Here is a 19,288-nt window from a genome sequence, read left to right on the forward strand (position 1 = left end):
GAATGTCTTCGGGATGATTCTGGCGACAGGGAATGTGAATCTGCACTAAGAGAGCATCCCGGTATAACAGACAGATTCAGAGTTGACCGAGCACTGTGATTTTTTTGAGGTAACAAGATGCAAGTTTCAGTTGAAACCACTCAAGGCCTTGGCCGCCGTGTAACGATTACTATCGCTGCTGACAGCATCGAAACTGCTGTGAAAAGCGAGCTGGTCAACGTAGCAAAAAAAGTACGTATTGACGGCTTCCGCAAGGGCAAAGTACCAATGAATGTTGTTGCTCAGCGTTATGGCGCTTCCGTGCGTCAGGATGTGCTGGGTGAACTGATGAGCCGTAACTTTATTGATGCGATCATCAAAGAAAAAATCAATCCGGCCGGCGCGCCGAACTACGTTCCAGGCGAATACAAACTGGGCGAAGACTTCACCTACTCCGTTGAGTTCGAAGTGTACCCGGAAGTTGAGCTGAAAGGTCTGGAATCTATCGAAGTTGAAAAACCAGTTGTTTCCGTGACTGACGAAGACGTTGACGGCATGCTGGATACCCTGCGCAAACAGCAGGCGAACTGGAAAGAGAAAGAAGGCGCTGTTGACGCTGAAGACCGTGTCACCATCGACTTCACCGGTTCTGTAGACGGCGAAGAGTTCGAAGGCGGTAAAGCGTCTGACTTCGTACTGGCGATGGGCCAGGGTCGTATGATCCCAGGCTTCGAAGACGGTATCAAAGGCCACAAGGCTGGCGAAGAGTTCACCATCGACGTGACCTTCCCGGAAGAATACCACGCTGAAAACCTGAAAGGGAAAGCAGCGAAGTTCGCTATCAACCTGAAAAAAGTTGAAGAGCGCGAACTGCCAGAACTGACTGAAGAATTCATCAAGCGTTTCGGCGTGGAAGATGGTTCCGTAGCGGGTCTGCGTACCGAAGTGCGTAAGAACATGGAACGCGAACTGAACGGCGCGGTGCGTAACCGCGTGAAATCTCAGGCGATCGAAGGTCTGGTGAAAGCCAACGAAATCGACGTTCCAGCTGCCCTGATCGACAGCGAAATCGACGTTCTGCGCCGTCAGGCTGCACAGCGTTTCGGTGGCAACCAGCAGCAAGCGATGGAACTGCCACGCGAGCTGTTCGAAGAGCAAGCGAAACGCCGCGTTGTTGTTGGCCTGCTGCTGGGCGAAGTAATTCGTACCCACGAGCTGAAAGCTGACGAAGAGCGTGTGAAAGGCCTGATCGAAGAGATGGCTTCTGCATACGAAGATCCATCAGAAGTGATCGAGTTCTACGGTAAGAACAAAGAGCTGATGGACAACATGCGCAACGTTGCCCTGGAAGAGCAGGCTGTTGAAGCGGTACTGGCGAAAGCGAAAGTGACCGAAAAAGCGACCTCTTTCAACGAACTGATGAACCAGCAGGCGTAATTTCGCCCCAACGGTTTAAAGTTTGAACAGAAAACCCGTTGCCTTGCGGCAGCGGGTTTTTTTTATCGCAGCGATAGCCCAGGAAGAGTGCTAAAACGCCCTTTCGGTGTTAGCGTAACAACAAAAGGTTGTTATGCTTGAAATAGGGCACTGTGAACCCCATAAGTACGTAATCATGATGAATGAGACTGGCTGATAATCCGTCCGTAAGGTTACAATCAGTACAGCAGGTGTTTTCAATTTTGATCCAGGAGACGGAAATGTCATACAGTGGCGAACGAGATAACTTTGCACCCCATATGGCTCTGGTGCCAATGGTTATTGAACAGACCTCACGTGGTGAGCGTTCTTTTGATATCTATTCCCGTCTGCTCAAGGAACGCGTTATCTTTCTGACCGGCCAGGTGGAAGACCACATGGCTAACCTGATCGTGGCGCAGATGCTGTTTCTGGAAGCGGAAAACCCGGAAAAAGACATTTACCTGTACATTAACTCCCCGGGTGGCGTGATTACAGCAGGAATGTCCATTTATGACACCATGCAATTCATCAAGCCTGATGTAAGCACTATCTGTATGGGTCAGGCTGCATCTATGGGCGCATTCCTGTTAACAGCAGGGGCGAAAGGTAAGCGTTTCTGCTTGCCAAATTCCCGCGTGATGATTCACCAGCCGCTGGGCGGTTACCAGGGGCAGGCGACGGATATCGAAATCCACGCCCGCGAAATTCTGAAAGTAAAAGCGCGCATGAATGAACTTATGGCGCAGCATACGGGTCAACCACTCGAGCAGATCGAGCGCGATACCGAGCGCGATCGCTTCCTCTCTGCTCCAGAGGCAGTTGAGTACGGCTTAGTCGACTCCGTGTTGACCCATCGTAATTGATGCCCGCGACGCGAGTGTGCCGCTATACTAAGGTAGGGCGGCACGCTGCTGATTGCAGCTTGCGTCTTAGAATGGCATTTGCGTCGTCATGTGCGGCACAAAGAACTTAAAAAGAGGTTTGGACTCATGACAGATAAACGCAAAGATGGTTCGGGCAAACTGCTGTACTGCTCTTTTTGCGGCAAAAGCCAGCATGAAGTGCGTAAACTGATTGCCGGGCCGTCCGTGTATATCTGCGACGAATGTGTCGATTTATGTAACGACATCATTCGCGAAGAGATTAAAGAAGTCGCACCGCACCGTGAGCGCAGCGCGCTGCCAACGCCGCATGAAATTCGTCATCACCTTGACGACTACGTCATCGGACAGGAGCAGGCCAAGAAAGTGCTGGCGGTAGCGGTCTATAACCACTACAAACGTCTGCGTAACGGCGACACCAGCAATGGCGTAGAACTGGGTAAAAGTAACATTCTGCTGATCGGCCCAACCGGTTCCGGTAAAACGCTGCTGGCTGAAACCCTGGCGCGCCTGCTTGATGTTCCGTTCACGATGGCGGATGCCACCACCCTGACCGAGGCCGGTTATGTGGGTGAGGACGTCGAAAACATCATTCAGAAACTGCTGCAGAAGTGCGATTACGACGTACAGAAAGCCCAGCGCGGGATTGTTTACATCGATGAGATCGACAAGATCTCCCGTAAATCTGACAACCCGTCCATTACCCGTGACGTATCGGGTGAAGGCGTACAGCAGGCACTGCTGAAGCTGATTGAAGGTACGGTTGCTGCCGTTCCGCCACAGGGTGGTCGTAAACATCCGCAGCAGGAGTTCCTGCAGGTTGATACCTCCAAGATCCTGTTCATCTGTGGTGGCGCGTTTGCTGGTCTGGACAAAGTCATCTCCCACCGTGTTGAAACCGGCTCCGGCATTGGTTTTGGCGCAACGGTGAAATCGACGTCCGAAAAACCAAACGAAGGCGAACTGCTGTCTCAGGTTGAACCGGAAGATCTGATCAAATTCGGTCTGATCCCTGAATTCATCGGCCGTCTGCCGGTTGTGGCAACGCTGAATGAGCTGAGCGAAGACGCGCTGATCCAGATCCTGAAAGAGCCGAAAAATGCGCTGACCAAGCAGTATCAGGCGCTGTTCAACCTGGAAGGCGTTGATCTGGAATTCCGCGACGAAGCGCTGGATGCTATTGCCAAGAAAGCGATGGTCCGTAAAACCGGTGCCCGTGGTCTGCGTTCAATTGTTGAAGCGGCACTGCTCGACACCATGTACGATCTTCCGTCGATGGAAGACGTTGAGAAAGTGGTGATTGACGAGTCCGTCATTAGCGGTCAAACCAAGCCGCTGCTGATTTACGGCAAACCGGAAGCGCAGCAGGCATCTGGCGAATAATTAACCAAATCATACAAGCAGTTAATCAAAAAGGGGGGATTTTATCTCCCCTTTACTTTTTCCGTATTCATAGCGTTGAATGTGTGGGAAACATCCCCATATACTGGATACATGTTAATGGTTATGTGAAGCACAGTGACATGACCAGCTTACCTGGCGGACACTAACTAAGAGAGAGCTCTATGAATCCTGAGCGTTCTGAACGCATTGAAATCCCCGTATTGCCGTTGCGCGATGTGGTGGTTTATCCGCACATGGTCATACCCTTATTTGTAGGGCGGGAAAAATCTATCCGTTGCCTCGAAGCCGCCATGGATCATGATAAAAAAATCATGCTGGTGGCGCAGAAAGAAGCATCAACGGATGAGCCGGGTGTAAACGATCTTTTCACCGTCGGGACCGTGGCCTCTATTTTGCAGATGCTGAAGTTGCCTGACGGCACCGTAAAGGTGCTGGTAGAAGGCCTGCAGCGTGCGCGTATTACCACTCTGTCAGACGACGGCGAGCACTTCTCTGCAAAGGCAGAGTACCTTGATTCGCCTGAGCTTGATGAGCGTGAACAGGAAGTGCTGGTTCGCACCGCGATTAGCCAGTTTGAAGGCTATATCAAGCTGAACAAGAAAATTCCACCAGAAGTGCTGACGTCGCTGAACAGCATCGACGATCCTGCGCGTCTGGCGGACACCATCGCTGCACATATGCCGCTGAAGCTGGCTGACAAGCAGTCCGTGCTGGAAATGTCCGACGTTAACGAACGTCTGGAATACCTGATGGCGATGATGGAGTCTGAAATCGATCTGCTGCAGGTTGAGAAGCGCATTCGTAACCGCGTGAAAAAGCAGATGGAGAAATCTCAGCGTGAGTACTATCTGAACGAGCAAATGAAGGCCATTCAGAAAGAACTGGGCGAGATGGACGACGCGCCGGACGAAAACGAAGCGCTGAAGCGTAAGATCGACGCGGCGAAGATGCCGAAAGAGGCGAAAGAGAAGGCTGAAGCAGAACTGCAGAAGCTGAAAATGATGTCTCCAATGTCGGCTGAAGCGACCGTTGTACGCGGCTACATTGAGTGGATGGTGCAGGTTCCGTGGAACGCCCGCAGCAAGGTCAAAAAAGACCTGCGTCAGGCGCAGGAAATCCTGGATACCGACCACTACGGTCTGGAACGCGTGAAAGACCGCATTCTTGAGTACCTCGCGGTACAAAGCCGTGTAAACAAAATTAAAGGCCCAATTCTGTGCCTGGTTGGACCGCCGGGGGTGGGTAAAACCTCTCTGGGTCAGTCCATCGCCAAAGCGACCGGACGTAAGTATATCCGTATGGCGCTGGGTGGCGTACGTGATGAAGCGGAAATCCGCGGTCACCGCCGTACCTACATCGGTTCTATGCCGGGTAAACTGATCCAGAAGATGGCGAAAGTGGGGGTTAAAAACCCGCTGTTCCTGCTCGATGAGATCGACAAGATGTCGTCGGACATGCGTGGCGACCCTGCGTCTGCACTGCTGGAAGTGCTTGATCCAGAACAGAACGTAGCGTTCAGCGATCACTACCTGGAAGTGGACTACGACCTGAGCGATGTGATGTTCGTGGCGACCTCCAACTCCATGAACATTCCGGCCCCGCTGCTGGACCGTATGGAAGTGATCCGTCTCTCCGGTTATACCGAAGATGAGAAGCTGAACATCGCTAAGCAGCACCTGCTGCCGAAACAGATTGAGCGTAACGCGCTGAAAGCCAACGAGCTGACCGTCGAGGACAGCGCGATTATCGGCATCATTCGCTATTACACCCGTGAAGCGGGCGTGCGTAGCCTTGAGCGTGAAATCTCTAAACTGTGTCGTAAAGCGGTGAAACAGCTGCTGCTGGATAAGAGCCTAAAACACATTGTGATTAACGGCGACAATCTGCATGCCTATCTCGGCGTTCAGCGCTTCGACTACGGTCGAGCGGACAACGAAAACCGCGTTGGCCAGGTGACCGGCCTGGCATGGACGGAAGTGGGCGGCGATCTGCTGACCATCGAAACCGCCTGTGTCCCTGGCAAAGGCAAGCTGACCTACACCGGCTCGCTGGGTGAAGTGATGCAGGAATCCATCCAGGCGGCGCTGACCGTGGTGCGCGCGCGCGCGGAGAAACTGGGTATCAACCCTGATTTCTACGAAAAACGCGACATCCACGTGCACGTTCCGGAAGGGGCGACGCCGAAAGATGGCCCAAGTGCGGGTATTGCGATGTGTACCGCTCTGGTTTCCTGCCTGACAGGTAACCCGGTACGTGCCGATGTGGCAATGACCGGTGAAATTACGCTGCGTGGTCAGGTTCTGCCGATTGGTGGTTTAAAAGAAAAACTGCTGGCGGCACACCGCGGTGGGATCAAAACCGTATTGATCCCTTACGAAAACAAACGCGATCTGGAAGAGATTCCGGACAATGTGATTGCCGACCTGCAGATCCATCCTGTGAAGCGAATTGAGGAAGTTCTCAGTCTCGCACTGCAGAATGAACCCTCCGGAATGCAGGTTGTAACCGCAAAATAGTGACCTCGCGCAAAGAGCGTCAATAAAAACAAGGCTGGTAAGTCATTTCGCACTTGCCAGCCTTTTTTTGTATAGCTAATTTAGATTGCTGATTAGGTCCGTCATCAACAACGGGTGTTGTAAGGTCATGGCAGGCCTGATATAACTGCTGCGCGGTCGCGTTGTGAAGGATTCAGGCGCGATATAAATTATAAAGAGAGGAAGAGAACAGTGAATAAATCTCAACTGATTGACAAAATTGCTGCGGGTGCTGATATTTCTAAAGCTGCAGCTGGACGTGCGTTAGATGCCTTAATTGCTTCTGTTACTGAATCTCTGCAGGCTGGGGACGACGTTGCACTGGTAGGTTTCGGTACTTTTGCTGTTAAAGAGCGTGCTGCCCGTACTGGCCGCAACCCTCAGACCGGTAAAGAGATCACCATTGCTGCTGCTAAAGTGCCGGGTTTCCGTGCAGGTAAAGCGCTGAAAGACGCAGTAAACTGATTGCTTTCCCGTTTCAGGGAAGCCGGAAAGTACAAGGGCGCATCATTTGATGTGCCTTTTTTGTTTGTCCAGACCTGATTTGTGCGAGTTTATGCGAGTTGTGGGCTGACAATCGCCCCGTTTTCTTGTCACAATACGCCTTCACGCGCGACGGGCAGGATTTTCCGTCAGCGTCAGGTAACCAGTCACCTACAGCGGAGTGTTGTTACACCATGATGGACAGCTTACGCACGGCTGCTAACAGTCTCGTGCTCAAGATTATTTTCGGTATCATTATCGTGTCGTTCATATTGACCGGCGTGAGCAGTTACCTTATTGGCGGTGGCGCAAACTACGCCGCAAAAGTGAATGGCCAGGAAATCAGCCGTGGTCAGTTCGAGAATGCTTTTGCCGGTGAACGTAACCGTATGCAGCAACAGCTGGGCGACCAATTCTCTGAACTGGCGGCGAACGAAGGGTACATGAAGACCCTGCGCCAACAGACACTGAACCGTCTTATCGACGAAGCGCTGCTTGATCAGTATGCCAAAAAACTCGGCCTTGGCATCAGTGATGAGCAGGTGAAAAAAGCCATCTTCTCCACCCAGGCCTTCCAGTCTAACGGTAAATTCGACAACGCGCGTTACAACAGCATCGTCAATCAGATGGGGATGACGGCCGATCAGTACGCCCAGGCGCTGCGTAACCAGCTGACCACCCAGCAGCTCATCAATGCCGTCGTGGGCACCGATTTCATGCTCAAAGGTGAAACGGACGAACTGGCCGCGCTGGTGGCGCAGCAGCGTGTTGTACGCGAAGCGACCATTGATGTGAACGCCCTGGCGGCGAAACAGCAGGTGAGCGACGCTGACGTCAACGCTTACTACGAGCAGAACAAGAATTCCTTTGTTTCTCCAGAGCAGTTCCGCGTGAGCTACATCAAGCTGGATGCGGCCGCGCTGCAGGAAACCGCGTCTGATGCTGAAATCCAGTCTTACTACGATCAGCATCAGGATCAGTTCACTCAGCCGCAGCGTAACCGCTACAGCGTGATTCAGACGAAAACCGAGGCTGATGCTAAAGCGGCGCTGGATGAGCTGAACAAAGGCGCTGATTTCGCGACCGTTGCGAAAGCGAAATCCACCGACATTATCTCTGCGAAAAACGGGGGTGATATGGGCTGGCTGGAAGACGCGACCACCCCTGACGAGCTGAAAAATGCCGGTCTGAAAGAGAAAGGTCAGCTTTCAGGCGTCATTAAGTCTTCCGTTGGTTTCCTGGTCGTGCGTCTGGACGACATCACCGCGGCGAAAACCAAGCCGCTGGCTGACGTTCGTGATGATATCGCGGCGAAAGTGAAACAGGAAAAAGCGCTGGATGCCTACTACGCGCTGCAGCAGAAGGTAAGCGATGCTGCCAGCAACGACAACGAATCTCTGGCAGGCGCAGAGCAGGCGGCTGGCGTGAAGGCGGTTGAGACAGGCTGGTTTGGTCGTGACAACCTTCCGGAAGAGCTGAATTTCAAACCGGTTTCCGATGCCATCTTCAACGGTGGTCTGGTGGGCGAAAACGGCACGCCGGGCAGTAACTCTGACATCATTACCGTCGACGGCGATCGTGCGTTTGTGTTGCGCGTCAGCGAGCACAAGCCAGAAGCGGTCAAACCGCTGGCGGAAGTGAAGGATCAGGTCGTCGCTCAGGTTAAGCACAACAAAGCGGAACAGCAGGCGAAACTGGATGCTGAGAAGATTCTGTCCGATCTGAAAGCGGGTAAAGAAGATGCGCTGAAAGCGGCTGGCCTGAGCTTCGGTGAAGCGAAAACGCTGAGCCGTACCGGCCAGGACCCAATCAGCCAGGCCGCGTTTGGTCTGACTCTGCCTGCGAAGGACAAGCCAAGCTTTGGTACCACCACCGATACGCAGGGTAACGTTGTTCTGCTGGCGCTGGATGAAGTGAAAGCCGGTACCCTGCCAGAAGCGCAGAAGAAAGCGATGGTTCAGGGGATTACCCAGAACAATGCTCAGATTGCCTTCGAAGCCATGATGAGCAACCTGCGTAAAGAAGCCAAAATCAAGCTGGGTGATGTAATGACTCAGCAGCAGTAATTACGTGTCTGCTCGCAGATTTTCGTAACGCTCTGCAAAAACTAAAGGCCGCTTTCGCGGCCTTTTCCATTTCTGCAATCTGCTGTTTGTGCCGGTTTTAACTGGCGGCTATCGTGACGTGGCTGTCAACAAACAAGGAGATAACAGCATGAAATGTGGAATCAAAGCACTGTTAATTACGCTGGCTATTGCCACCACCGGGATGAGCGCGGGCGCGCTGGCGGCGACGCCTGCTGCCAAAGCACAGGCTACGCAGAGCAAGGCCGATGCGGCAGCGCCGGTGCAAGGGCAAACCAAAGCGACAGATGCCGGTAAAAATGCGGATGATGACGGTACGCGGGTCAGTATCAATTCGGCCTCAGCGGAAGATCTCGCCCGTGCCTTGAACGGCGTGGGCCTGAAAAAAGCGCAGGCCATCGTCAGCTACCGCGAAGAGTATGGTCCTTTCAAAACGGTCGACGATCTCAAGCAGGTGCCGGGCATGGGCAGCGCGCTGGTTGAGCGCAACCTCTCACACCTGACGCTGTAATTACGCAATTTCTTGCACTGCGGCAAATTTTTGCCAGGATAAAGAGGTCATACCAGTTATGACCTCTCTTCCTACAATAACAGTAAAGGCTATTGCGCTATGCAGACAAAAATCAAAGTACGCGGTTTTCATCTCGACGTTTATCAGCATGTGAACAATGCTCGCTATCTTGAGTTTCTTGAAGAAGCGCGCTGGGACGGGCTGGAAAACAGCGAAAGCTTTCAGTGGCTGACCGCGCACAACATCGCGTTTGTGGTTGTCAATATCAACATCAACTACCGCCGTCCAGCCGTGCTGGGTGATGTGCTCACGGTCACCAGCCAGGTGCAACAGATCAATGGCAAAAGCGGGGTCTTAAGCCAGGTGGTGACGCTCGATCCAGAAGGGCAGGTAGTCGCAGATGCGTTGATCACGTTTGTCTGTATCGATCTGAAAACGCAGAAAGCGCTGCCGCTGGAAGGGGAATTGCGGGAGAAGCTGGAGTTGATGATCGCTTAGAAAGGTTGTCTCTTATAAAAGACAAAAGGATTTTTCAGGGATAGAATAATGGACAGGGACTATGTCGTTGAACGCTACCGGACCCGTGACGGGAAAGTACCGTTTGAGGAGTGGGTAGCCAGAATGAATCGAAGGGATCCGGATATGGTTTTCCGGATCCTTATGCGGATTAACCGCGCGATAAAACGTAATTTTGGCGATTACAGGTATCTCAGGGAAGGTGTTTGGGAGATGCGAGTCGACAGTGGCCCCGGCTACAGAATCTATTTTTCAGTAGAGAATCGGCAGGTTTTATTGTTACTGATCGGTGGTGACAAAAAGAGCCAAAAAGCGGATATCAAACTGGCAATAGATTACTGGATAGATCATCAAACAAAAGGACATTCCTATGAGCGCCACTGAACGAAAATATTCGAGTTCCGTTAGCCACCATGATGCTGTTGTGAAAATGCTGCGAGAGAATCCTTCCTACGCTCAGCGTTATTTGCAAACAGCCCTGGAAGAGATCTATGAAGACCAGGGGATCCCCGCCTATCTCATTGCACTCCGTCAGGTCATTGAAGCGCGAGGCGGTATTGGAGAAATTTCTGCCAAAGCAGGTCTGTCCCGTCAGCAGCTATACCGAACCCTATCAGATAACGGCAACCCAACGCTGACAACGCTGATGAAAGTCACCCGTGCTGCCGGTGTGAAACTGTTCGACAGCACGGTCAAGTAGCCCTATTTAAGACCAGTCTTTTTCTGCATCGCGGCCATCACGCCGGATTTATCGGCAAGATAGTGGTTCAGCCCGTTAGCGCGCAGATTACAGGCCGCGCACTGGCCGCAACCGTCGCCTTTGATACCGTTATAGCAGGTAAGCGTTTCGCTGCGAACAAGGTCCAGCTTGCCCCAGTAGTCCGCCAGCGCCCAGGTTTCGGCTTTATCCAGCCACATGAGCGGAGTTTCAAAGCGCGTCTCTTTCGCCATCCCCAGATTGACGGCGTGGTTTAACGCTTTTACGAACTCATCACGACAGTCCGGGTAGCCGGAGAAGTCGGTCTCGCACACGCCCGTGATCACCGCTTCGGCTTTTACCTGGTAGGCGTAGATCGCCGTCAGGGTCAGGAACAGGATATTACGGCCCGGCACGAAGGTATTTGGAATGCCGCTGGCATCGGGTTCATAGTCTGGCACAGGAATACTGTCGCGGGTGAGGCTGCTCACGGCCAGTTCATTTAACAGCGTAACGTCCAGCACCTTGTGCGCGCGTGCGCCCAGTTTCAGGGCAAGTTCACGGGCAACGTCGATTTCAGCGCGATGACGCTGACCATAATCGAAAGTGACACAGTGAACTTCATCGTACTGATGAAGGGCCTGGACCAGGCAGGTAGTAGAGTCTTGTCCTCCGCTGAACACGACGACGGCACGTTTCATAAATCATCTCGACTGTTACGGTAAAAACGTTATGTTACCGTCTGACCACGACGGCGACCAGCTACTTCACTATTTGGGCGCGGGCAGCCAGGCTTCGGTAAAGTCAAACCAGCCGCGGGTGTTGAGGCGTATACCATTCACGCCAGGCGGAGCACTGATTTGGTATTGATAATTAAAGAGTGGCGTCAGCACCGCTCTCTCCATTAGCCGGTTAAAGATGGTTTGCAGTCCCGCGTGTCTATCCCGAGCCTCGGCCTGAGTCTGTACCGCATCCAGCGTGGCTTGCAGATGGGCGTAAGCCGGTGCGCTAAGAACGTGCGGCCAGAGGGCATCGCAGCGCAGCCACTGTTCAAGCGTATATTCCGGCGCTTCGCCAATCAGCCTGTCCCCCATCATGATGTCTGCATCGGCAAGCTCCAGGCATCCGTCCCACGTCTTGGCGTCGTGAAAGATGACGGTCAGTTCACACCCCTGTAGCGCCAGGTATGCCTTCAACTGGCTGGCCATGGTGTGAAGCTCAACAGGGAGATGGTAAACCAGCGTCAACGCTTCAGGGAGGGTGACGTCCGATAAATCAGGCCATTCGGGGATGGTCCAGCCGGGAAGCAGTTCCTGGGTGGGCGTGATGAGCCCTTCGTTTAGCGGAAGTGTGTGAAGAAGCCTGGAGAGATGAATGATATTGATAAGCCGCTTTGCCTGAATCTCACTCAGGCGCGCGCTCTGTTTTAGCGTGAGGTAACAGAACCCCAGGCTGGTGCTGCTGCTTACCAGCTGCAGACTTTCCAGCTCGTCGGCCTCGCCGATCGCGATTTGCACCGGGTGACGACAGCTGGTGCCCAGGCTGTAATCAAAAAGCTGGGGAGTGATCCAGTATTCGATGGCTTTGAGCAGCGGATGGCTCAGGTGATACTGCTCATGGCTTTCCAGACGAACCAGGTCGGGCTCAAAGGCGGCCAGCCGAAACGGGCCACTGCCAACCGCAGGATGGTCGGGATGCGCCAGACGGCTACAGTAGGTTGCCAGCCTGTGCGGCAGCCAGTAGTCCGGTTGATGCAGCGTAAACGTCAGACACTGTGGATGCGTTGTTTCAATACATAAGACGCTCTGAAACAGAGTGCGCAGGGCGGGAAGCGTCAACAGCGCTGTCAGACTTCGCTGGAGTTGCGCCGTTTCTATTTTATCGCCGTTATGCCAGTGCAGGGTGGAGCGAATGTAGAAATGCCAGCGCAGGCCGTCAGCAGAGACATCCCAGTGATGCGCCAGATCGCCCGTAGGTTCACTGCTGTTACCGTTAAAACGCGTCAGGCCTGAGAACACTTCTCCCGCCAGATGCTGCTCTGCCCGGCCCGGTAAAAAACCCGGCTGAAGCGGTTCCAGCGAGCGATAGTAGGGGATGCGCAGCGTCGGCGTGTCGTTTTGCCACTGCCCGCCCAAAAAAGGATGCAGTAATGACCGCAGCGCTTCAGGGGCAAGCTGCGCCAGTTCCAGCGCGTTATGCTGCTGCCCGCTTTTCAGCGCTTCTTCCATCATCGCATTGCGCAGTGACTCCGGGGCGACATGGAACGTGAGCTCACCGCGCTTACCGCGGCCAGACTGCGCTCGCCAGCTGAGCCAGCCCGCCTCCTGGGCCTGGCGCAGCAGGGTTCGGACATGCCGCTCGCTACAAAAACAGCGGGCGGCCAGCTCGCTGATGGTGACCTGTTGCGTTGCACCCTGCGAAGGCTGCCAGAGGCGGTGATACTGGTTGAGTCGATTGAGCTGGCGCATAAGAAACCCGGAACAATAATTTTCATCTATTCACTATTACTTCCGTATATCTCACACGATACTGTTGCACAAGTTAACCGCATCACATTTCGGGAGTAATCATGGCTCGGCTCGCTGCATTTGATATGGACGGTACGCTGTTAATGCCGGATCACCGTTTAGGGGAAAAAACCCTGAACACGCTGAAGCGCCTGCGCGAGCGTGATGTCACCCTGACGTTTGCCACTGGCCGCCATGTGCTGGAGATGCGCCATTTGCTGGGCGCGTTTTCCCTCGACGCCTTTCTGATCACCGGCAACGGGACGCGAATTCACTCCGTAGAAGGCGATGTGCTGCACCGGCAGGATCTCAACCCGGAAGTGGCGGACATCGTGCTGCACAGCACCTGGGACACGCAGGCCAGTATCCACGTCTTTAACGATCGGGGCTGGTTTACCGGACGTGAAATTCCTGAACTGCTGCACGCGCATGTATACAGCGGTTTCAAATATCAGCTTATCGATCTGCGTCGGATCCCCGCTCATGCGGTAACCAAGATCTGCTTCTGCGGCGATCATGACGATCTGTGTCGCTTACGGATTCAGCTGAATGAGGCGCTGGGTGACCGGGCGCACCTTACTTTCTCGGCGGTGGATTGTCTGGAAGTGCTGCCGGTGGGTTGTAACAAAGGCTCCGCTCTGGCGGTGCTGAGCGACCACCTGGGCTTAACGCTGAAGGAGTGTATGGCGTTTGGTGACGCCATGAACGACCGCGAAATGCTGGGTAGCGTAGGTCGCGGTCTGATCATGGGGAATGCGATGGCGCAGCTGAAAGCAGAACTTCCCCATCTGCCGGTTATTGGCCACTGCCGCAATGAAGCAGTGTCCCATTTTTTGACGCATTGGCTGGACAACAACAATCTCCCGTATTCCCCCGAATAGTGAGACCCTTCCAGCAAGCCAGACTTCGGTCTGGCTTTTTTTATTTCACCAGTTCTGCAATCTGCGCTTTCCACGGAGCGATATCGCCGATGTTGGCCTGCACCCACTCCGCGTTGTAGTAAGTTTCAAGGTAGCGTTCGCCGCTGTCGCACAGCAGCGTGACGATGGAACCGGTACGGCCCTCTTCGCGCATACGGGCGGCAAGCTGCAGTGCGCCCCACATATTTGTGCCCGTCGATGCGCCCACTTTGCGCCCCAGCTGCGTTTCCAGCCAGTGCGCCGTTGCCACGCTTGCGGCATCCGGCACGCGCATCATCTCATCCACGACGTCGGGGATGAAAGAGGGCTCCACGCGCGGGCGGCCAATCCCTTCAATTTTACTGCCCACCGGGCTGCGCAGCTGCGCATTGCGGTTTTGCCAGTAGTCGAGGAAGACGGAGTTCTGCGGGTCAACCACCATCAGTTGGGTATCGTATCCCTGACAGCGGATGTAGCGTCCAATCGTGGCTGACGTGCCGCCGGTACCGGCGCTCATGACGATACAGGACGGAACCGGATGCGGTTCGTGGGTCATCTGGCGGAAAATACTGTCGGCAATGTTGTTATTGCCGCGCCAGTCGGTCGCGCGCTCGGCGAAGGTGAACTGGTCCATATAGTGACCGTTCAGCTCACGGGCCAGCATTTCGGAGGCGGCGTAGATTTCGCAGGCGCTTTCCACAAAGTGGCAGCGTCCGCCGTAAAATTCGATCTGTTCGATTTTACGTTTTGCGGTGCAGGACGGCATTACCGCGATAAACGGCAGGCCCAGCAGGCGGGCGAAATAGGCTTCGGACACCGCCGTTGAACCGGACGAAGATTCAATAATAGTGGTGCCTTCTTTAATCCAGCCGTTACATAAACCGTATAAAAACAGAGAGCGCGCCAGGCGATGCTTCAGGCTACCGGTGGGATGGGTGCTTTCATCTTTCAGATAGAGCTGAATGCCGTCAAATCCCGGCAGGGAAAGGCGAATCAGGTGCGTATCCGCCGAGCGCTGATAGTCGGCATTGATTTCGCTGATCGCATGTTTAACCCAGGTACTATTCATCATCGTTATCCGTTTGTCATTTTGTGCCTAGGATAGCGAAAAGCACAGAAAAAATTGTTGCTATCTGGCCTTTAAAATAGAATGAAGAGAGAAAAATTTTCTCTGTGAGGTGGGTATGCTAGATAAAATTGACCGCAAGCTCCTTTCATTGCTGCAAAATGACTGTACCCTCTCTTTGCAGGCGCTGGCAGATGCCGTTAATCTGACCACCACTCCGTGCTGGAAGCGGCTTAAGAAGCTGGAAGATGACGGCATTCTTCTGGGGCGCGTCGCGTTGTTAGATCCCGAAAAACTGGGGCTTGGGCTGACGGCATTTGTGCTGATAAAAACCCAGCATCACAGCAGCGAGTGGTATTGCCGCTTCGTTACTCAGGTGTCTGAGATGCCCGAGGTGCTCGGTTTCTGGCGTATGGCCGGAGAGTATGATTACCTGATGCGCGTCCAGGTGGCCGACATGAAGCGCTATGATGATTTCTACAAGCGGCTGGTGAACAGCGTCCCGGGTTTGTCGGACGTCACCTCTAGCTTCGCCATGGAACAGATTAAATACACCACAGCATTACCCATTGAATAACTAAGTAAAATACCTTCAGGAACAAACCGCGTGCGATTATTTGCCCAACTAAGCTGGTACTTTCGTCGGGAGTGGCAACGCTACCTCGGTGCAGTCGCCCTGCTTATTATTATTGCCATCCTGCAGCTGATCCCGCCGAAAGTGGTGGGGTACGTCGTGGATGGCGTCACCGAGCAGCATTACACCACCGCACGGGTGTTGATGTGGGTCGGCACGCTGGTGCTGACGGCGGTCATTGTTTATCTGCTGCGCTACGTCTGGCGCGTGCTGCTGTTTGGTGCGTCCTATCAGCTGGCCGTTGAGCTGCGTGAAGATTTTTACCGCCAGCTGAGCCGACAGCATCCCGAATTTTATCTTCGTCATCGCACCGGGGATCTCATCGCCCGCGCGACGAACGACGTCGATCGCGTGGTCTTTGCCGCCGGGGAAGGAGTGCTGACGCTGGTGGACTCGCTGGTGATGGGCTGCGCGGTGCTGATCGTGATGTCCACGCAGATCAGCTGGCAGCTGACCCTGCTCGCCCTGCTGCCGATGCCGATCATGGCGCTGGCGATCAATCGCTATGGCGAACAGCTGCACGAGCGCTTCAAGCTGGCGCAGGCGGCGTTTTCGTCTCTGAACGATCGCACCCAGGAGAGCATGACCAGCATCCGCATGATCAAAGCGTTTGGCCTGGAAGACCGTCAGTCTGCGCTGTTTGCCGCCGATGCGGCAGACACGGGGGCGAAAAACATGCGCGTCGCGCGTATCGACGCCCGTTTTGACCCGACGATTTATATCGCAATCGGCATGGCAAATATGCTGGCGATTGGCGGCGGAAGCTGGATGGTGGTGCAGGGCACGCTTACCCTGGGGCAATTGACCAGCTTTGCGATGTATCTGGGGCTCATGATCTGGCCGATGCTGGCGCTGGCCTGGATGTTTAACATCGTGGAGCGCGGCAGCGCTGCCTACAGCCGCATTCGCGCCATGCTGGCCGAAGCGCCGGTGGTCATCGACGGTAGCGAGGCCGTACCGGAAGGGCGCGGCGTCATGACCGTCGACGTCCGCAAGTTTGTCTATCCGCATACGGAGCATCCGGTGCTGGAGAACGTTAGCTTTACGCTTCAGCCAGGGCAAATGCTGGGCATCTGCGGCCCGACGGGATCCGGCAAAAGTACCGTACTCTCTCTGCTTCAGCGCCACTTTGACGTCACCGAGGGCGATATCCGCTTCCACGATATTCCCCTGACCAGACTGCTGCTGGACGAGTGGCGCGGTCGCCTGGCGGTCGTCAGCCAGACGCCGTTTTTATTTTCGGACACCGTGGCGAACAACATTGCCCTGGGACGCCCTGGTGCGACGCAGGAAGAGATTGAACATGTGGCGCGTCTGGCCAGCGTTCATGATGATATTTTGCGTCTGCCGCAGGGGTACGAAACGGAAGTCGGGGAACGCGGCGTCATGCTGTCCGGCGGGCAAAAGCAGCGTATCTCGATTGCCCGCGCGCTGCTGCTGAATGCTGAAATTCTGATCCTGGATGATGCGCTTTCCGCCGTGGACGGCCGTACCGAGCATCAAATTCTGCATAACCTGCGCCAGTGGGGCGACGGGCGCACGGTGATAATCAGCGCCCATCGTTTGTCGGCGCTCACCGAAGCCAGCGAAATTGTGGTCTTACAGCACGGGCACATTGCCCAGCGCGGGCAGCATGAAACGCTTGCCGAGCAGCCGGGCTGGTATCGCGATATGTACCGCTATCAACAGCTTGAGGCGGCGCTGGATGATGCGCCGGAGCAGGATGAGGAGGCCGCTAATGCGTAAGCTCGGAACGATGTGGCCGACGCTCAAACGTCTGCTGGCCTACGGCTCGCCGTGGCGTAAACCGCTCTCCGTGGCCGTGCTTCTACTCTGGATTGCGGCGATTGCTGAGGTGAGCGGTCCGCTGCTCATCAGCTATTTTATCGACAACATGGTCGCCAAAAGCTACCTTCCGCTGGGGCTGGTGGCGGGCTTAGGCGTGGCCTACGTTGGCCTGCAGCTGGCGGCGGCAGGGCTGCACTATGCGCAGTCGCTGCTGTTTAACCGCGCAGCCGTGGGCGTTGTTCAGCAGCTACGTACGGATGTGATGGACGCGGCGCTTCGCCAGCCGCTCAGCGAGTTTGATATCCAGCCGGTCGGGCAGGTGATTTCGCGCGTGACCAACGATACCGAGGTGATCCGCGATCTGTACGTTACCGTGGTCGCGACGGTGTTACGTAGCGCGGCGCTGATTGGCGCGATGCTGGTGGCGATGTTCAGCCTCGACTGGCGCATGGCGCTGGTGGCGATCACCATCTTCCCGGCGGTGCTGATTGTCATGGTCATTTACCAGCGCTACAGCACGCCGATCGTGCGTCGGGTGCGCGCGTATCTGGCCGACATTAACGATGGCTTCAACGAAGTGATCAACGGCATGAGCGTCATCCAGCAGTTCCGCCAGCAGGCGCGCTTTGGCGAACGCATGGGGGAAGCCAGCCGTTCGCACTACATGGCGCGTATGCAGACGCTGCGGCTTGATGGTTTCCTGCTGCGTCCGCTGCTGAGCCTTTTCTCGGCGCTGGTGCTTTGCGGGCTGCTGATGCTCTTCGGGCTGAGCTCAAACGGTACGATTGAAGTGGGCGTGCTGTACGCCTTTATCAGCTATCTCGGGCGTCTTAACGAGCCGTTGATCGAGCTTACCACCCAGCAATCGATGCTGCAGCAGGCGGTGGTCGCCGGTGAGCGCGTGTTTGAGCTGATGGACAGGCCGCGCCAGGCCTACGGCAATGACGAGCGACCTCTGCAAAGCGGGACTATCGCCTTTGATAACGTCTCGTTTGCCTATCGCGAAGACCGGCTGGTGCTGCAGGACATCACGCTTGACGTTCCGTCGCGCGGTTTCGTGGCGCTGGTAGGGCATACCGGCAGCGGTAAGAGCACGCTTGCCAGCCTGTTGATGGGCTATTACCCGGTCACGCACGGCGAAATCCGCCTCGATGGGCGCCCGCTCGCGTCTCTCAGCCACACCGTGTTGCGTAAAGGCGTCGCGATGGTGCAGCAGGATCCGGTCGTGCTGGCCGATACCTTCTACGCCAACGTGACCCTGGGGCGAGACTACTCCCAGGAGCAGGTCTGGGACGTGCTGGAAAAAGTGCAGCTGGCAGAGCTGGCGCGCGGGTTTAGCGATGGGATCAATACCAAACTGGGCGAGCAGGGGAACAATCTCTCCGTCGGGCAAAAGCAGCTCCTGGCGCTGGCGCGGGTGCTGATTGAAACGCCGCAGATACTGATTCTGGATGAAGCCACGGCCAGTATTGACTCCGGCACCGAACAGGCCATTCAGCAGGCGCTGGCCGCCGTACGCGACCATACGACGCTGGTGGTGATTGCCCACCGTCTTTCCACCATCGTCGATGCCGATACCATTCTGGTGCTACATCGCGGACAGGCCGTTGAACGCGGTACGCACCGTGAACTGCTGGAAGCCAAAGGGCGCTACTGGCAGATGTACCAGCTGCAGCTGGCGGGCGAAGAGCTGGCGGCCAGCGTGCGTGATGAAGAGTCGCTTAGCGCCTGATGCACCAAAATGAGGCGACGCGCTAACAGTCATTCCTGTTGGTGCAAAACTGAAACGCATCGTGCACCGGCATGGTGCGTTTTTTTTCGCCTGTTCGTTTATTACGGCCGCGTAA

Annotated in this window: 17 protein-coding genes; 14 read left to right on the forward strand and 3 right to left on the reverse strand. The window is 55.0% G+C overall.

The features are described 5' to 3' along the window. The first annotated feature begins 117 nt into the window (after window positions 1-117). The 10 genes from tig (at window position 118) to UR289_RS00695 (ending at window position 10,550) form a co-directional block, all read left to right on the forward strand. Window positions 118-1,416: a trigger factor gene (tig, locus tag UR289_RS00650; protein WP_023310569.1), complete on the forward strand. Its 1,299-nt coding sequence runs from the start codon at window positions 118-120 to the stop codon at window positions 1,414-1,416. Window positions 1,417-1,676: 260 nt separating this feature from the next. Next, window positions 1,677-2,300 carry an ATP-dependent Clp endopeptidase proteolytic subunit ClpP gene (clpP, locus tag UR289_RS00655; RefSeq protein ID WP_010428105.1) on the forward strand — a complete coding sequence of 208 codons (624 nt, stop codon included), beginning with the start codon at window positions 1,677-1,679 and terminating at the stop codon, window positions 2,298-2,300. 126 nt (window positions 2,301-2,426) lie between these two features. Further along, complete coding sequence (clpX, locus tag UR289_RS00660) at window positions 2,427-3,701, forward strand: ATP-dependent protease ATP-binding subunit ClpX (protein WP_023310570.1); 1,275 nt, start codon at window positions 2,427-2,429, stop codon at window positions 3,699-3,701. Between the two features lie 182 nt (window positions 3,702-3,883). After that, window positions 3,884-6,238, forward strand: a complete 2,355-nt coding sequence (gene lon / locus UR289_RS00665; protein ID WP_023334706.1) for an endopeptidase La — start codon at window positions 3,884-3,886, stop codon at window positions 6,236-6,238. Between the two features lie 210 nt (window positions 6,239-6,448). Then, window positions 6,449-6,721, forward strand: a complete 273-nt coding sequence (gene hupB / locus UR289_RS00670) for a nucleoid-associated protein HU-beta (RefSeq protein ID WP_002444653.1) — start codon at window positions 6,449-6,451, stop codon at window positions 6,719-6,721. Window positions 6,722-6,933: 212 nt separating this feature from the next. Then, entirely contained in the window at window positions 6,934-8,805 is a 1,872-nt protein-coding gene (ppiD, locus tag UR289_RS00675) for a peptidylprolyl isomerase (protein ID WP_033144773.1), read from the forward strand. 148 nt (window positions 8,806-8,953) lie between these two features. Then, window positions 8,954-9,334, forward strand: coding sequence for a helix-hairpin-helix domain-containing protein (locus UR289_RS00680; RefSeq protein ID WP_064673450.1), 381 nt, complete (start codon window positions 8,954-8,956; stop codon window positions 9,332-9,334). 99 nt (window positions 9,335-9,433) lie between these two features. After that, the gene (locus tag UR289_RS00685; RefSeq protein ID WP_024906822.1) at window positions 9,434-9,832 is read left to right on the forward strand and encodes a YbgC/FadM family acyl-CoA thioesterase; all 399 of its coding nucleotides are present in this window, start codon (window positions 9,434-9,436) and stop codon (window positions 9,830-9,832) included. Window positions 9,833-9,880: 48 nt separating this feature from the next. Further along, the gene (locus UR289_RS00690) at window positions 9,881-10,234 is read left to right on the forward strand and encodes a type II toxin-antitoxin system RelE/ParE family toxin (RefSeq protein WP_143347468.1); all 354 of its coding nucleotides are present in this window, start codon (window positions 9,881-9,883) and stop codon (window positions 10,232-10,234) included. Beyond that, window positions 10,221-10,550 (forward strand): addiction module antidote protein, encoded by a 330-nt coding sequence (locus tag UR289_RS00695; protein WP_047061240.1) that lies wholly within the window; start codon window positions 10,221-10,223, stop codon window positions 10,548-10,550. Before UR289_RS00690 ends, UR289_RS00695 begins: the two co-directional genes overlap by 14 nt. Window positions 10,551-10,552: 2 nt before the next feature. Here UR289_RS00695 and queC read toward each other — a convergent pair whose 3' ends face one another. Together queC and UR289_RS00705 are read right to left on the reverse strand one after the other, a co-directional pair. Then, window positions 10,553-11,248, reverse strand: a complete 696-nt coding sequence (gene queC / locus UR289_RS00700; RefSeq protein WP_023310577.1) for a 7-cyano-7-deazaguanine synthase QueC — start codon at window positions 11,246-11,248, stop codon at window positions 10,553-10,555. Window positions 11,249-11,317: 69 nt separating this feature from the next. Further along, window positions 11,318-13,015: an SgrR family transcriptional regulator gene (locus UR289_RS00705; RefSeq protein WP_320708974.1), complete on the reverse strand. Its 1,698-nt coding sequence runs from the start codon at window positions 13,013-13,015 to the stop codon at window positions 11,318-11,320. Window positions 13,016-13,116: 101 nt separating this feature from the next. Here UR289_RS00705 and cof point away from each other — a divergent pair, with 101 nt between their 5' ends. Next, window positions 13,117-13,935: an HMP-PP phosphatase gene (gene cof / locus UR289_RS00710; protein WP_047061242.1), complete on the forward strand. Its 819-nt coding sequence runs from the start codon at window positions 13,117-13,119 to the stop codon at window positions 13,933-13,935. Window positions 13,936-13,975: 40 nt separating this feature from the next. Here cof and UR289_RS00715 read toward each other — a convergent pair whose 3' ends face one another. Further along, window positions 13,976-15,025 (reverse strand): PLP-dependent cysteine synthase family protein, encoded by a 1,050-nt coding sequence (locus UR289_RS00715; RefSeq protein WP_231926980.1) that lies wholly within the window; start codon window positions 15,023-15,025, stop codon window positions 13,976-13,978. Window positions 15,026-15,137: 112 nt separating this feature from the next. On the opposite strand from UR289_RS00715, the gene UR289_RS00720 reads away from it, so the two are divergent. The 3 genes from UR289_RS00720 to UR289_RS00730 are packed head-to-tail and all read left to right on the forward strand — an operon-like array spanning window position 15,138 to window position 19,173. After that, on the forward strand, window positions 15,138-15,596 hold the full coding sequence (locus UR289_RS00720) for an Lrp/AsnC family transcriptional regulator (RefSeq protein WP_023310581.1): 459 nt from the start codon (window positions 15,138-15,140) through the stop codon (window positions 15,594-15,596). A gap of 30 nt (window positions 15,597-15,626) precedes the next feature. Continuing rightward, the gene (locus UR289_RS00725; RefSeq protein ID WP_033144778.1) at window positions 15,627-17,399 is read left to right on the forward strand and encodes a SmdA family multidrug ABC transporter permease/ATP-binding protein; all 1,773 of its coding nucleotides are present in this window, start codon (window positions 15,627-15,629) and stop codon (window positions 17,397-17,399) included. Continuing rightward, the gene (locus UR289_RS00730; protein ID WP_039263947.1) at window positions 17,392-19,173 is read left to right on the forward strand and encodes a SmdB family multidrug efflux ABC transporter permease/ATP-binding protein; all 1,782 of its coding nucleotides are present in this window, start codon (window positions 17,392-17,394) and stop codon (window positions 19,171-19,173) included. Before UR289_RS00725 ends, UR289_RS00730 begins: the two co-directional genes overlap by 8 nt. Window positions 19,174-19,288 lie beyond the last annotated feature (115 nt).

Source organism: Enterobacter sp. 302C9 (assembly GCF_034106085.1).
Classification (GTDB): domain Bacteria; phylum Pseudomonadota; class Gammaproteobacteria; order Enterobacterales; family Enterobacteriaceae; genus Enterobacter; species Enterobacter asburiae_B.